19 protein-coding genes are annotated in these 11,666 nt (G+C 45.4%); all 19 read left to right on the forward strand.

Translation table 11 applies throughout. The features are described from left to right. The first annotated feature begins 19 nt into the window (after positions 1 to 19). The 19 genes from KSK55_RS08655 to KSK55_RS08745 all read left to right on the forward strand — a co-directional run bounded on the left by KSK55_RS08655 (position 20) and on the right by KSK55_RS08745 (position 11,663). Positions 20 to 838, forward strand: a complete 819-nt coding sequence (locus KSK55_RS08655) for a sugar phosphate isomerase/epimerase family protein (RefSeq protein WP_218606614.1) — start codon at positions 20 to 22, stop codon at positions 836 to 838. 306 nt (positions 839 to 1,144) lie between these two features. After that, positions 1,145 to 2,401, forward strand: a complete 1,257-nt coding sequence (locus KSK55_RS08660) for a hemolysin family protein (RefSeq protein ID WP_306127206.1) — start codon at positions 1,145 to 1,147, stop codon at positions 2,399 to 2,401. Further along, a complete protein-coding gene (purN, locus tag KSK55_RS08665; RefSeq protein ID WP_218606616.1) occupies positions 2,398 to 3,009 on the forward strand; it encodes a phosphoribosylglycinamide formyltransferase in 612 nt (203 codons plus the stop codon). The genes KSK55_RS08660 and purN overlap by 4 nt, the downstream gene beginning before the upstream one ends. A 45-nt stretch (positions 3,010 to 3,054) precedes the next feature. Then, positions 3,055 to 3,369 (forward strand): ribonuclease P protein component 4, encoded by a 315-nt coding sequence (locus KSK55_RS08670; RefSeq protein ID WP_256663963.1) that lies wholly within the window; start codon positions 3,055 to 3,057, stop codon positions 3,367 to 3,369. Next, entirely contained in the window at positions 3,332 to 3,583 is a 252-nt protein-coding gene (locus tag KSK55_RS08675; RefSeq protein ID WP_214420098.1) for a YhbY family RNA-binding protein, read from the forward strand. Before KSK55_RS08670 ends, KSK55_RS08675 begins: the two co-directional genes overlap by 38 nt. 78 nt (positions 3,584 to 3,661) lie before the next feature. After that, positions 3,662 to 4,084, forward strand: a complete 423-nt coding sequence (locus KSK55_RS08680) for a 30S ribosomal protein S19e (protein WP_214420097.1) — start codon at positions 3,662 to 3,664, stop codon at positions 4,082 to 4,084. A gap of 18 nt (positions 4,085 to 4,102) precedes the next feature. Then, the gene (locus tag KSK55_RS08685; RefSeq protein WP_214420096.1) at positions 4,103 to 4,435 is read left to right on the forward strand and encodes a DNA-binding protein; all 333 of its coding nucleotides are present in this window, start codon (positions 4,103 to 4,105) and stop codon (positions 4,433 to 4,435) included. After that, complete coding sequence (locus tag KSK55_RS08690) at positions 4,432 to 5,025, forward strand: DUF7411 family protein (protein WP_214420095.1); 594 nt, start codon at positions 4,432 to 4,434, stop codon at positions 5,023 to 5,025. The genes KSK55_RS08685 and KSK55_RS08690 overlap by 4 nt, the downstream gene beginning before the upstream one ends. 7 nt (positions 5,026 to 5,032) lie before the next feature. Next, positions 5,033 to 5,185, forward strand: coding sequence for a 50S ribosomal protein L39e (locus KSK55_RS08695; RefSeq protein ID WP_011449956.1), 153 nt, complete (start codon positions 5,033 to 5,035; stop codon positions 5,183 to 5,185). Positions 5,186 to 5,191: 6 nt separating this feature from the next. Further along, positions 5,192 to 5,455, forward strand: a complete 264-nt coding sequence (locus KSK55_RS08700; protein WP_214420094.1) for a 50S ribosomal protein L31e — start codon at positions 5,192 to 5,194, stop codon at positions 5,453 to 5,455. Further along, positions 5,456 to 6,121: a translation initiation factor IF-6 gene (locus KSK55_RS08705; RefSeq protein ID WP_218606618.1), complete on the forward strand. Its 666-nt coding sequence runs from the start codon at positions 5,456 to 5,458 to the stop codon at positions 6,119 to 6,121. It abuts the gene before it with no gap. Positions 6,122 to 6,123: 2 nt separating this feature from the next. Beyond that, positions 6,124 to 6,318, forward strand: a complete 195-nt coding sequence (gene rpl18a / locus KSK55_RS08710; RefSeq protein WP_214420092.1) for a 50S ribosomal protein L18Ae — start codon at positions 6,124 to 6,126, stop codon at positions 6,316 to 6,318. A gap of 5 nt (positions 6,319 to 6,323) precedes the next feature. Continuing rightward, the gene (gene pfdA / locus KSK55_RS08715; protein ID WP_214420091.1) at positions 6,324 to 6,773 is read left to right on the forward strand and encodes a prefoldin subunit alpha; all 450 of its coding nucleotides are present in this window, start codon (positions 6,324 to 6,326) and stop codon (positions 6,771 to 6,773) included. 37 nt (positions 6,774 to 6,810) lie between these two features. After that, the gene (gene ftsY, locus KSK55_RS08720) at positions 6,811 to 7,872 is read left to right on the forward strand and encodes a signal recognition particle-docking protein FtsY (RefSeq protein ID WP_218606619.1); all 1,062 of its coding nucleotides are present in this window, start codon (positions 6,811 to 6,813) and stop codon (positions 7,870 to 7,872) included. Further along, positions 7,872 to 9,185, forward strand: coding sequence for a signal recognition particle protein Srp54 (locus tag KSK55_RS08725; protein ID WP_214420089.1), 1,314 nt, complete (start codon positions 7,872 to 7,874; stop codon positions 9,183 to 9,185). The genes ftsY and KSK55_RS08725 overlap by 1 nt, the downstream gene beginning before the upstream one ends. Then, on the forward strand, positions 9,185 to 9,769 hold the full coding sequence (trmY, locus tag KSK55_RS08730) for a tRNA (pseudouridine(54)-N(1))-methyltransferase TrmY (protein ID WP_218606620.1): 585 nt from the start codon (positions 9,185 to 9,187) through the stop codon (positions 9,767 to 9,769). Before KSK55_RS08725 ends, trmY begins: the two co-directional genes overlap by 1 nt. Then, positions 9,760 to 11,007: a tRNA pseudouridine(54/55) synthase Pus10 gene (locus KSK55_RS08735; RefSeq protein ID WP_218606621.1), complete on the forward strand. Its 1,248-nt coding sequence runs from the start codon at positions 9,760 to 9,762 to the stop codon at positions 11,005 to 11,007. Before trmY ends, KSK55_RS08735 begins: the two co-directional genes overlap by 10 nt. Continuing rightward, positions 10,994 to 11,287 (forward strand): 50S ribosomal protein L21e, encoded by a 294-nt coding sequence (locus tag KSK55_RS08740; RefSeq protein WP_214420086.1) that lies wholly within the window; start codon positions 10,994 to 10,996, stop codon positions 11,285 to 11,287. The genes KSK55_RS08735 and KSK55_RS08740 overlap by 14 nt, the downstream gene beginning before the upstream one ends. A 22-nt stretch (positions 11,288 to 11,309) precedes the next feature. Then, the gene (locus tag KSK55_RS08745) at positions 11,310 to 11,663 is read left to right on the forward strand and encodes an RNA polymerase Rpb4 family protein (RefSeq protein WP_214420085.1); all 354 of its coding nucleotides are present in this window, start codon (positions 11,310 to 11,312) and stop codon (positions 11,661 to 11,663) included. The last annotated feature ends 3 nt before the right edge of the window (positions 11,664 to 11,666 follow it).

The raw sequence follows: 11,666 nt of genomic DNA on the forward strand, positions 1-11,666 counted from the left end.
GGATAGATAATCTCTGGTAATGGACATTTCGTTCTCAAGTATGTTCTTCCATGACGCGTCAATGGAAGATATTTTTCAGGCACCCGGACTCTGTGGATCTGACACCCTTGAATTCTGGTTAGAAACTCCGGATTTCTGGTTGAATGGGTTAAACATTGAGAGCCTAAAAAAGTGGATTGCCATGTATCCTACAAAGATCCCGCTATCAGTTCATGCACCGGTTCTTGACCTGAATCCATGCTCAATAAACCCTGACGTCCGAGAAGTTTCTATTCAATGGATTATCCGGTCAATTTATCTTGCAGAACAAATAGGAGCATCTATCTGCACGATTCATCCAGGAAGGAGAACTGCAAAACGACCTCCCAGTATTACTGATTATCAAAGACTAGGGCATATGCTTGATTGTTTGGAAGAAATTGTTGACGATCTGTCAGTTAAAGTAGCCATAGAAAATATGGAACCAGCGGTAAATGCACTTTTGACTGCTCCGGATGAAATCATGAAGCTCCTGGACGAACGATCCTGGCTCTGTTTTACATTTGATTTTGCCCATGCTATGGACAGCGGACCTGATATTGTTAGATCATTTGTAGAGATTGGAGAACCTGAATTGGTAAATATTCACCTTTCCGGAGGAAAAAATGGAAAATTACACGGACCTGTATCAGGAGATACGAAAGTCAGCACATTTTTGTCGAAAATTAAAGAAAATGGGTATAACGGCCAGGTAACTCTTGAAATTAATGACCTGGTTTTACCAAGAGAATTATCATATTCAGATAAAATTACATTTATGGCTCAGGAGATTGCATGGCTGAAAAAATCTATGAGATAATATCCCTCTCATAAGACACGCACCCATCAAAATCTGGATGAAATGCAATTTTATTAAAAATAGCCCTATATTCAGAATTTATATTGCGGATGGGCAGACGAGAGAGGACTCAAGTATCTCACTTATGGCGAGGATTTTTCCAACATTGTTTTAGAGGTATCTTTTTCTTTTTGTTAACAATATCATGTAAGAACAGTAAGACAGAGGTTCATGAATGCCATGGCACCTGTGGAAAATCAATTAGTCTATGCCGTATTCCGGCGTGATTGGTGAATGATAGAATACTACCTATACTTAATTATTTTCTTGTTTTGCCTCATTCTGTCCGGATTTTTTTCCGGCTCAGAAGTTGCATTATTCTCAATAACCAGGGCAAAGGTCAGAACCCTTGTCAATGAAAAAGAACAAGGATCAGAAGCCCTAGCAACCCTGAAAAAAAGTCCGGATCGATTTCTGATCACCATTCTTATCGGCAATAACATTGTAAATATTCTTGCGGCATCTGTTGCAACAGCTGTATCAATTGGATTTTTTGGTGAAACAGGGCTTGCCGTATCAGTAGCTACAATTGTCGTTGTGATATTACTGCTTATCTTTGGAGAGATATGGCCGAAAATGTATGCGACAAGAAATGCTACCAAGCTGGCTTTACGTCTCTCTCCATTTATTCTTCTTCTTTCACGATTCTTCTCACCGGTGATTTACATATTTAATGCTCTGGCCGGAAAGATGACCGGGGCAGGAGCTTTTGCTCATCATATGATCACTGAAGAAGAGATCAAGGAATGGATTGATGTTGGACAGGAAGAAGGAACAATAGAAAAAGACGAGCAGGAGATGTTGCACTCGGTTTTTGAATTTGCTGACACCCGTGTGCGCGAAGTTATGACACCCAGGATTGATGTTGTCATGATTGAAGATACTGCAAGTTCAGATGAGGCATTGGACATCTTCAAAACAACCGGTTTCTCCCGCTTGCCGGTTTGGCATGAAAATATCGATACAATCCGGGGAGTGCTCAATGTCAAGGATGCAATTTTTTCAATGCTTGAAAAACAGGAAGGACGATCTATTGTCGATTTGCTATCTGAACCCCTTTTTGTCCCGGAGACAAAGAATATTGATGACCTGCTGCGGGAATTACGTGTCAAAAAAACCCATATGGCCATCGTTTTAGATGAGTATGGGAGCTTTGTTGGAATTATTACGGTTGAGGACATACTTGAAGAACTGGTCGGAGACATTCTTGACGAATTTGATACCGAAGAACATGAACTAGTCAGAGTTGCAGATGATGTGTATTCGGTCGATGCCAGGATGTGGGTTGAGGATCTCAATAAGGAACTCAACCTTTTCCTGCCGATGAGTGAAACCTATGAAACGATAGCAGGACTATTTATCGAACGGCTGGGAAATATTCCCCGGATTGGCGATGTATGCGAATTACCTGAAGAAGGAGTCCGACTGGTGGTAATACAGATGACCGGAAAAAGAATCAATCGTTTAAAATTAATCCGTATTCCACCTCTTCTCACAAATGAAGAACAGGAGAAAGAGGGATGAAGCAGGGAACCTTCGTTGTCCTGGCATCAGGAAGAGGATCAAATTTTCAGGCTATCATTGACCGGGTGAAGGAAGGATCCATTCATGCACGATGTGTCTGTCTCATCACCGATAATCCGGATGCGTACGCTATCACACGAGCAAATAAAGCAGGAATTCCACATGAAGTCGTCTCTTATAAATCATTTTCAGATAAAATCCGATATGAAGAGGCTTTGATGGAAGTAATTGCGCGGTATAATCCGGATCTCATTATCCTGGCCGGTTATATGCGTCTGTTAGGCGACAGGATTGTTGATACATACCACGGAAAGATGATAAATATCCATCCTTCTCTCCTTCCTGCTTTTGCGGGACTTCATGCACAACAGCAGGCACTTGATTATGGGACAAAAGTAGCCGGATGCACGGTCCATTTTGTAACCAGGGATATGGACGCAGGGCCGGTAATTATCCAGCGAACAGTCCCGGTCCTGGATGATGATGATGAAGAGAGTCTTTCTTCCCGAATCCTGATTGAAGAGCACCAGGCGTACCCAGATGCAGTCAGGCTCTTTTTCGAGCACAGATTGAGAATTGAAGGGCGTAGAGTTAGAATATTGCCTTGAAATATGAGTCGAAGATATCCGCGTTCTGATAGAAAGCATATAGCTATGGAACGGATCTTGATCTTGTTTTCCCAGGCTGAATCTTTCTTTCAGTGGGATCCGGAATATAGTCATCACTGTGTCAGACAAGCCCGTCTGATTGCCATGAAGGAACGGATACGGATTCCTCCTGAACTAAGGAGAAGATATTGCAGAAAGTGCAATTCATATCTGGTTCCCGGGAGGACTGGAACAGTTCGAATATATCGGGGGCGGGTCATTATAACCTGCCTCTCCTGTGGATGGCACCGCAGATTTCCAATAAGCAGGAGCAAAAATATCAATGGAAAAGAAAAAGCAAGCGAATCCCGCATTTCATGATCTGAAACCGACTATATGGGTTGGAAAACAGGGAATAACCGACACAATAATTGATGAGATCAAGGGACAAGTAAAAGTCAGAAAAGTAATCAAGGTAAAGTGGCTTGCATCAGTTGATGTCGATCCAATATCTGTTGCGACAGAAAGCAAAACAAAACTCCTTCAGGTCCGTGGAAGAACCATGGTCCTTGGAGATCCTCAGATGTTCCGATAATCGGAACCTCGAAATATATATGAATACTACACGCGTATAAGTAGAGACTACTATCCGTATTGAGAGTGTGGACTATCGATGACTACTGTATATGATGTTCCGGCTGACAAGCTCATCGCAAAAGCGGCAACGGAACTGAAGGAAAAAGCCGAAATAACCGCGCCTGAATGGGCACCATTTGTAAAGACCGGAACACACCGTGAGATGCCTCCGGAAGATCCGGAATGGTGGTACACCAGAGCAGCAGCTGTTCTCAGGCGTGTATATGTTGATGGACCGGTCGGTGTTGAGAGAATGCGCTCGGTTTATGGCGGTAAGAAAAACCGTGGATCAAAACCGGGCAAGTCTGTAAAAGGAAGTGGCTCTATCCTGCGTAAATCACTTCAGCAGCTTGAAGCAGCTGGATTTGTTGCAAAACAGAAGAACGGTAGAGTCATTACTCCAGCAGGAACTTCATTCCTGGATGGAATAGCCTATACAGTCAGTAAAGAAAACCAGTGATTGGTGTTGGTGAAAAAGATGGGAGAAGACGAGCTGGCAGAAATCCGTCGAAGAAAAATGGCAGAAATGCAGCAACAGGCTGCAGTACAACAGCAGGAGATTGACCGTCAACAGCAGTATGATGCGCAGATGCAGATGGCACTCATGCAGATTCTTGAGCCGGAAGCCAGGGAGCGACTCAATACCATCAAACTCACCAAGCCTGATTTTGCACGGGCTGTTGAGCAACAACTGGTAATGCTCGCACAAAGCGGCAGAATCAAGGCAAAAATAACAGATGAACAATTGAAGGTCATCCTCCAGCAGGTGACCCCGGCAAAACGGGAATTCAATATCAGGCGGAAGGGATGAAGGCCGGCGTCCTCTTTTCAGGTGGAAAGGACAGCTCTATTGCTGCCATTCTCCTCTCCACCTGGTATGAGGTCGAACTGAATACCTTTCTCTTAAGCCAGAATGCCAGTATCACAAACGTAAAGGAGGCTGCTGCGTCACTTGGGTTTCCTCATCATGTGCATACATTTGGAGAAGATTTCCTGCATGAAATTGTTGACCTCATTGTACAGGAAGGTTTTCCAAATAATGGAATCCAGAAGGTTCATCGTGAAGCAATCCGGGAACTTTGTGGATTATATGATGTGGTAGCTGATGGGACGCGGTTTGGTGATCGGGTACCCCTGCTTTCCGATGATGAAATCCGAAGTATCGGAGATCGATATGGATGTTCCTATATCAGGCCTCTTATCGGATTTCCAAAACGTGAGGTAGAGAGACTTGTTTCCCGGTATCTCACGGTATCATATGGAGAAACAGGAGAGATCAAAAACGGGGATTATGAAACTGGGATCCGTGAAGAACTCATAAAAAGAGGTCTTTCTCCCGCTCAATACTTCCCGCCTGCCCATCAGCAATCCCTCATTACCGGCAGAAAGAACAATTCATAGGTGTATCATGAGCAAACTGACAAAGTGCCGAAAGATTCGGTTATCTAAAAAGACCACTCAGAACCGCAGAGTTCCCCAGTGGGTTATGGTAAAGACAGCCAGAGCAGTAATGGCCCACCCACAGCGTCACAGCTGGCGGCGGAGCACCCTGAAGGTGTGATTATCCATGGTTGAGAAACTTCAGGAACAGATGTATGTAATTCCCCTTGGGGGAGTAAAGAGAGTGCCACGATGGCGCCGGAGTGCAAAAGCAATGAAAGATATCCGTGCATTCTTGTGCCGCCACATGAAAAGTGACGATGTTCGCCTTGGTCAGGATATTAATGAAAAGATCTGGTCAAGGGGAACAGAAAAGCCACCTGCAAAGGTCCGCGTTCGGGCAATGAAGCTCGAAGACGGGCATGTTCAGGCTGAGCTGGCTGAGGAGTAGATGGATCGTTTTGTCTCGATAGCCGGAGATCCCCACATAGGCGTTTTCACCCGCGTATTTGACGATATCGCGGTTGTTCCACCAGATGCACCAGAGGAACTCATTCAGCAGTATCAGGAAGCTCTCAAGGTTGATGTTATCCGGACGACGATCCAGAAAAGTCCGATTATCGGATCTTTGCTGGCTGGTAACAATCATGGTCTGGTCATCACCGGTATGGCATCCGATGAAGAGATCGAGATCCTTTCAGAATACCGAGATCTGATGCTACTTGAGGAGGGCATGAATGCTGCAGGAAATGTCATTCTAGCAAATGATTCTTTTGCAGCAGTTCACCCGGAAATGGAAGAAGAACTCATGGAAGCATTGAGTGAGTTTTTAAAAGTCCCGGTAATCCCCCTTACCCTTGGTGAGATAAAAACCGTAGGAATGGCAGCTGTTGCAACGAATGCGGGTGTTGTTGTCAGTCCCCGAAGCACTCCAGGTGAGATAAAAATACTGGAAGAAGTCTGTGACCTGCCTGTAGGTAAAGGAACTGTTACCATGGGGAATGCAATGGTCGGAACCGGTCTTGTTGCAAACCGCCACGGATACCTGGCCGGAGTCGGGACAAGCGGATATGAACTCGGCAGAATTGAAGATATTTTAGGTTTTGAGGAGGAATAAAGATGGAAGAGAAGAAATTTGAAGTAAAAGGAACCTATCAGGAGAAGCGTGACTTCTGGAAACCATACACAAAGGTTCTTTCTGCACCGAATGCCACCCAGGCAGAAGAGCGGATTTATGCAATAATCGGCAGCAAGCACCGCCTTGCCCGCCCTTACATAAAAGTTGAATCTATCTCTGAAGTGAGTGGAGAGTGATACCAGTGGCCCCTGTTGACCCCCGGGAAGTTCAGTCTCTTCAGAATTACCTGAATCAATATACCCAGCAGGCCGAAGTATACTCCCGCCAGCTTGGAATTATGGAAGAAGGAATCCGTGAGGCAAATGCTTCAATAGAGACACTCAATGCCCTCGCTGAAGCAGGGGAATCACCGGTATTCATGCCAATTGGTGGCGGACTGAATATCAGGGCAAACATTGTCCAGCCAGATGAAGTTTTTGTCAGTATTGGTTCTGATATCATTGTTCAGAAAACGAACTCAGGTGCAATATCATACCTGCAGGATCGCATTAAGGAGATGGAAGCATCTGCCAAAAATCTAACCGAAGTCCTGCAAAAAATTGATGCACAAGTTAAAGATATCCAGAAACGTCTCGAACAATTATACAGACAGGCGCAGGCTGAACAACAGGGTGCAGGTTCCCTCCAGTAAACTCCTGCTCTTTTGTATTGGCAGCAGGTGACGGAACATGTTCAAAGCACTCAAAGAAAAACTCTTTTCTGCCAGAAAAAAACTGGAAAAAACTATTGAAGAAACAGCACCGGAACCTTCGAATACTCCGGAGCCTGTATCAAAAGCACTTCCTCATTCAGAACCGGTGCCAGAAAAGAGTCCGGCTCTTGAACCTGAGAAAAAAACTCCGGCAGGATTTACTGAAAAGATCGTCTCCTTTGTCCGTGACAGGGAATTCATAATCTCAGAAAAAGACATCAGTGACATCCTTGACGAGCTTGAGATGGGATTGCTTGAAAGTGATGTTGCCTTTTCTGTTACTGAAGAAATCCTCTCGAGAATAAAGAAGGATCTATCTGGATCAAAACGGAAGATCGGAACTTCTGTTGATTCGATTGTTAAAAATGCCCTCGCTGATGCCCTATTGGGCGTGTTGGGAGAGGGAGTAGATATCTGTGCATTTATCCGGGAACATGAACGTCCCGTAAAGATTCTCTTCACCGGAGTAAATGGAACAGGTAAAACAACCTCTATTGCAAAGGTAACCCGATTTTTACAAAATAACGGGTTTTCAGTTGTTCTGGGCGCTGGTGATACCTTCCGTGCAGGAGCGATCGAACAGATAGATGTTCATGGAGAACGGCTTGGGGTGAAGGTAATCCAGCATCAGGAAGGATCTGATCCAACAGCCGTCCTGTTTGATACTGTTGAGTATGCCCGGGCACATAAGATCGATGTTGTTCTCGGAGACACAGCAGGGCGGTTTCATAACCGGGCAAACCTGATGAACCAGCTGGCAAAAATCCGAAGAGTCATCAAACCAGACCTCATTGTATATGTTGATGAAGCAGTTGCCGGAAATGATGCAGTCATCCGGGCTGAAGAATTTTCAAAATCTGTGGGAATGGATGCCATCATGCTCACAAAGGTAGATATGGATCCAAAAGGCGGAGCAGCGATTTCCATAGCCCATGCTGTTGGAAAGCCACTCCTTTTCATCGGTACCGGACAGGGATATGATGATGTTATGGCCTTTAATCCGGGCCTTGTCGTAGAAGACCTGCTTGGTGATACATAATGCTTGATAACCTGGGATCAAACCTGAAGGATGCCCTGCGTAAACTGGCCGGCAAAACCGTGATTGACCGGACTGCAGTAGAAGAACTGGTAAAAGATCTCCAACGTGCTCTTCTGCAGTCTGATGTCAATGTCAAGCAGGTCATGCAACTATCGCAGACCATCAAAAAACGGGCTCTTGATGAACAGCCTCCTAAAGGAGTTACTGCACGGGAACATGTTCTTCGTATTGTGTATGAGGAACTTGTTGCCCTTGTCGGTAAAAAAGTGGAAGTAACTCTGGGGAAACAGGTAATCCTGATGGCTGGTCTTCAGGGATCAGGTAAAACAACAACAACCGCCAAGCTAGCCAGGTTCTTCAAACGAAAAGGGATGCGGGTTGCCGTTATCTGTGCTGATACCTTCAGACCTGGTGCATATACCCAGGTCAAGACACTTTGTGACAAAGTCAATGTTCCCTGCTATGGTGATCCAAAAGAGCATGATGCCAGGAAGATTGTCAGAGAGGGACTTGCAAAGCTCAAAGAAGAAGTTATCATTGTAGATACTCAGGGGCGTCATGCCCTTGAAGATGAACTCATTACAGAGATCATTGATCTAAATGAAATTACAAAAGCAACACACCGATGGCTTGTATTAGATGCAGCTCTGGGTCAGCAGGCACGGGAGCAGGCACGTAGATTCCATGAAGCGGTAAACATTGATGGTGTCATCATCACCAAGATGGACGGTACAGCAAAAGGTGGTGGTGCCATGTCGGCAGTTGCTGAGACTGGCTCGGGTATCGTCTTCATTGGTCAGGGAGAAACCATCGAGGATCTTGAGTGGTTTGATCCAAATAGTTACATATCCCGGCTGCTTGGTATGGGTGATCTGAAAGCCCTCGCAGAACGTGTTCAGGAGTCTATTGACGAACAGGATATTGACGTCAATGCCATGCTTTCCGGAAAATTCACTCTTCGGGATATGTATCGCCAGCTTGAGGCAGTAAATAAAATGGGCCCATTAAAACAGGTTCTTTCCATGCTGCCACTTGGAGGAATGGATCTTCCGACAGAAGCACTTGATGTAACCGCTTCAAAGATGAGCAAATACCGGGTTATCATGGACTCAATGACATCTGTGGAACTTGATGATCCAACAGTTCTGAATGGTTCACGTATCCAACGGATTGCACAAGGGGCAGGTGCGAATCTTGAGGAAGTCCGTGAACTTATCAAATATTACAAGATGATGAAACGGACATTTAAAGGATTGAAAGGCGGAGAGAAGGGGATGCAGCGGTTGATGAAGAAGTTCGGGAAAATGGGCTGATGACATCGTTTACCGTCATTGGCCATACCGCAAGTACCGATGCATCATTCTCGTTAAATGACCTGCCTGGGGGAGGAGGGCGAATGGACCTCCTTTGTCGGGCAATCGCATCATCACTTTTTTTGTCCCACGGCATCCGGGAAGATACCATCTGTGATATCATGCTTCTAGGTCCGCCACATCCAGGTAAAATTATCCGGTTTGATGGATCAGCACTCAGAAGCATGTCACCAGATGAGCGAAACATTGCCTCGTATATAAAAAAAACGCTGGCGATTCCTACTGGAAAAACATTCCGGGAAGCAGGTCCGGGCCTTTTAATCAGGAAAGGAGTTCTGGCAGATCAGCTTACAGAGAAAAACTATGCTGTTCTTGATGAATCGGGGACAGATATCCGGAATATAGCCTCTGAAGATATGCCAGATGCATTCCTTCTCTCAGACAACCGGAACTTTTCAGAGGAGGAGATGAGTTGCATCAGGGATCTTCCGAAATATTCTCTCGGACCGGCAATTGTCCATGCAGATCATGCAATTGTTCTTATCCTCAACGAAATCGACCGAAGGAGATCAGGATGGAACTGACTGAATTATACCAGAAAGTAACAGAATATGGAGATATTTGTGACCATTGTCTTGGTCGGATGGTAGCGAAGCGGTCCTTTGGCCTCTCAAATGATATGAGAGGAAAAGGGATTCGGATTTCAGCTGCCTTGTCCCTGAATCAGCCATACATGGAACAGAAGGAGCCCTGCTGGATTTGTGGGGATTTTTTTAAGACTACCGATTCATGGGCAGAACGTGTAATTGAAGCGTTATCAGGAATTGAAGGAAAAACCTTTGTAATCGGATCGAAGGTTCCTCCCCTTATGAGTGAATCTGAGGAGATGGTGTGGAGTGATCTCGGACTCTCTGATCCTGAACCGCTCAAATCAGAAATCAATCGCGAAGTAGGGAAGTGTGTTGCTGCAAAATCCACCCTTGTAGGAGATACAAAAAATCCAGATCTAATTGCAGTCCTCAATATCAGCGAAGACACCATTGAAGTCCAAATCCGTCCTCTCTTTCTCTACGGAAGATATCTCAAATATGAGCGGGGAATTCCGCAGACACACTGGACATGCAGATCATGTAAGGGCGCCGGGTGTGAGGCATGTTCCGGTACTGGAAAACAATACCAGGATTCTGTGGAAGAACTCATAGGAAAACCGCTTCTTCCGATATTTAAGGCTGAACGAGTTATCCTTCATGGTGCCGGAAGAGAAGATATTGATGCTGTGATGATAGGATCAGGTAGACCTTTTGTGCTTGAGATAGTCAATCCTCATATTAGGGATGCAAACCCGGAAGAACTCCAGAATGCTATAAATACCTACAATGAAGGCAGGGTAGGAGTTGCTGATATCAGATGGAGTGCACGGTCTGAGGTGGAAACCTTAAAGAGCCACAAGGGGCATAAAAAATACAGGATTCTGGTCGATATAGACGGTTCCGTCCCGGAAACCGCCCTTCAATCAGCAGTACAGCAACTATCGGGGGCTATAATACGTCAGCGCACGCCAATACGTGTAGCCCACCGGAGGGCAGATAAAGTACGTGAACGGGGCGTTCTCGATATCAGATATACAGGAAAAGAGGGTAAAGACTTCGTACTTGAGGTCACCGGTGAATCCGGCCTGTATATTAAAGAGCTGATATCCGGTGACCAGGGACGGACTACGCCTAGTTTGACAGAGGTCCTGAAAACCCCTGCTCGCGTAGTACAACTCGATGTAATCCACGTGGAAGGGATAGATCAGGTGAAATCTCATGGCACTTCATAACGGACCAAGAAAAAAGACGCGGTATAAATTTAAGAAAGATCTCAGATCACGTGGTGTTCTCCCGGTAACCCTGGTTATCCAGAAGTTTGAGATTGGTCAAAAGGTTCATATTGTTTGTGAACCGAGCATTCAGAAAGGAATGCCTCACCGCAGATTCCATGGCAAGACCGGCTCAGTTGTCGGTCAGCGTGGTCGTGCCTGGCTTGTAGAGATCCGTGATGGTAACAAAAACAAAACGGTCATCTCCCGTCCACAGCACCTCCGTGCACAGCAGTACTAAACGAAAATAGAGGAAGATTGGCATGAAGATAAAAGGAATCCTGCAGGAAAAAGCAATTACTCTCCCCGAACTGAAAGAAGAGCTCCTGAATGTGGAAGCGGCACGTCTTGAAAAGGGCAAAGAGATGTCATATGAGCTTCGGCGGAGTATTGAACATGCCAATCAGATCTCAAAAACATCTGCAGAAAAGTCAGCAGAACTTGTGCAGGCACTGCTACAGCTTGATAAAGTAAAACCTGACGTGGCATACCGTATTGCAAGTGTTATGCCACGTACACGGGATGAAGTGCGGGCAGTATTTGGAAGAGATAAGTTTTCACACACCCCCGAAGAACTGGATGCTATCATTGATCTGGTGATTTCCCACTTCAGATAGGTA

Origin of the sequence: Methanospirillum hungatei (assembly GCF_019263745.1) — an archaeon.
Taxonomy (GTDB): Archaea; Halobacteriota; Methanomicrobia; order Methanomicrobiales; family Methanospirillaceae; genus Methanospirillum; species Methanospirillum purgamenti.

What these genes read in the sequence shown, in the direction of transcription:
- KSK55_RS08655 (WP_218606614.1), top strand. Translation starts at nt 20, where the DNA reads ATGGACATTTCGTTCTCAAGTATGTTCTTCCATGACGCGTCAATGGAA.
- purN (WP_218606616.1), top strand. Translation starts at nt 2,398, where the DNA reads ATGAAGCAGGGAACCTTCGTTGTCCTGGCATCAGGAAGAGGATCAAAT.
- KSK55_RS08670 (WP_256663963.1), top strand. Translation starts at nt 3,055, where the DNA reads ATGGAACGGATCTTGATCTTGTTTTCCCAGGCTGAATCTTTCTTTCAG.
- KSK55_RS08675 (WP_214420098.1), top strand. Translation starts at nt 3,332, where the DNA reads ATGGAAAAGAAAAAGCAAGCGAATCCCGCATTTCATGATCTGAAACCG.
- KSK55_RS08680 (WP_214420097.1), top strand. Translation starts at nt 3,662, where the DNA reads ATGACTACTGTATATGATGTTCCGGCTGACAAGCTCATCGCAAAAGCG.
- KSK55_RS08685 (WP_214420096.1), top strand. Translation starts at nt 4,103, where the DNA reads ATGGGAGAAGACGAGCTGGCAGAAATCCGTCGAAGAAAAATGGCAGAA.
- KSK55_RS08690 (WP_214420095.1), top strand. Translation starts at nt 4,432, where the DNA reads ATGAAGGCCGGCGTCCTCTTTTCAGGTGGAAAGGACAGCTCTATTGCT.
- KSK55_RS08695 (WP_011449956.1), top strand. Translation starts at nt 5,033, where the DNA reads ATGAGCAAACTGACAAAGTGCCGAAAGATTCGGTTATCTAAAAAGACC.
- KSK55_RS08700 (WP_214420094.1), top strand. Translation starts at nt 5,192, where the DNA reads ATGGTTGAGAAACTTCAGGAACAGATGTATGTAATTCCCCTTGGGGGA.
- KSK55_RS08705 (WP_218606618.1), top strand. Translation starts at nt 5,456, where the DNA reads ATGGATCGTTTTGTCTCGATAGCCGGAGATCCCCACATAGGCGTTTTC.
- rpl18a (WP_214420092.1), top strand. Translation starts at nt 6,124, where the DNA reads ATGGAAGAGAAGAAATTTGAAGTAAAAGGAACCTATCAGGAGAAGCGT.
- ftsY (WP_218606619.1), top strand. Translation starts at nt 6,811, where the DNA reads ATGTTCAAAGCACTCAAAGAAAAACTCTTTTCTGCCAGAAAAAAACTG.
- KSK55_RS08725 (WP_214420089.1), top strand. Translation starts at nt 7,872, where the DNA reads ATGCTTGATAACCTGGGATCAAACCTGAAGGATGCCCTGCGTAAACTG.
- trmY (WP_218606620.1), top strand. Translation starts at nt 9,185, where the DNA reads ATGACATCGTTTACCGTCATTGGCCATACCGCAAGTACCGATGCATCA.
- KSK55_RS08735 (WP_218606621.1), top strand. Translation starts at nt 9,760, where the DNA reads ATGGAACTGACTGAATTATACCAGAAAGTAACAGAATATGGAGATATT.
- KSK55_RS08740 (WP_214420086.1), top strand. Translation starts at nt 10,994, where the DNA reads ATGGCACTTCATAACGGACCAAGAAAAAAGACGCGGTATAAATTTAAG.
- KSK55_RS08745 (WP_214420085.1), top strand. Translation starts at nt 11,310, where the DNA reads ATGAAGATAAAAGGAATCCTGCAGGAAAAAGCAATTACTCTCCCCGAA.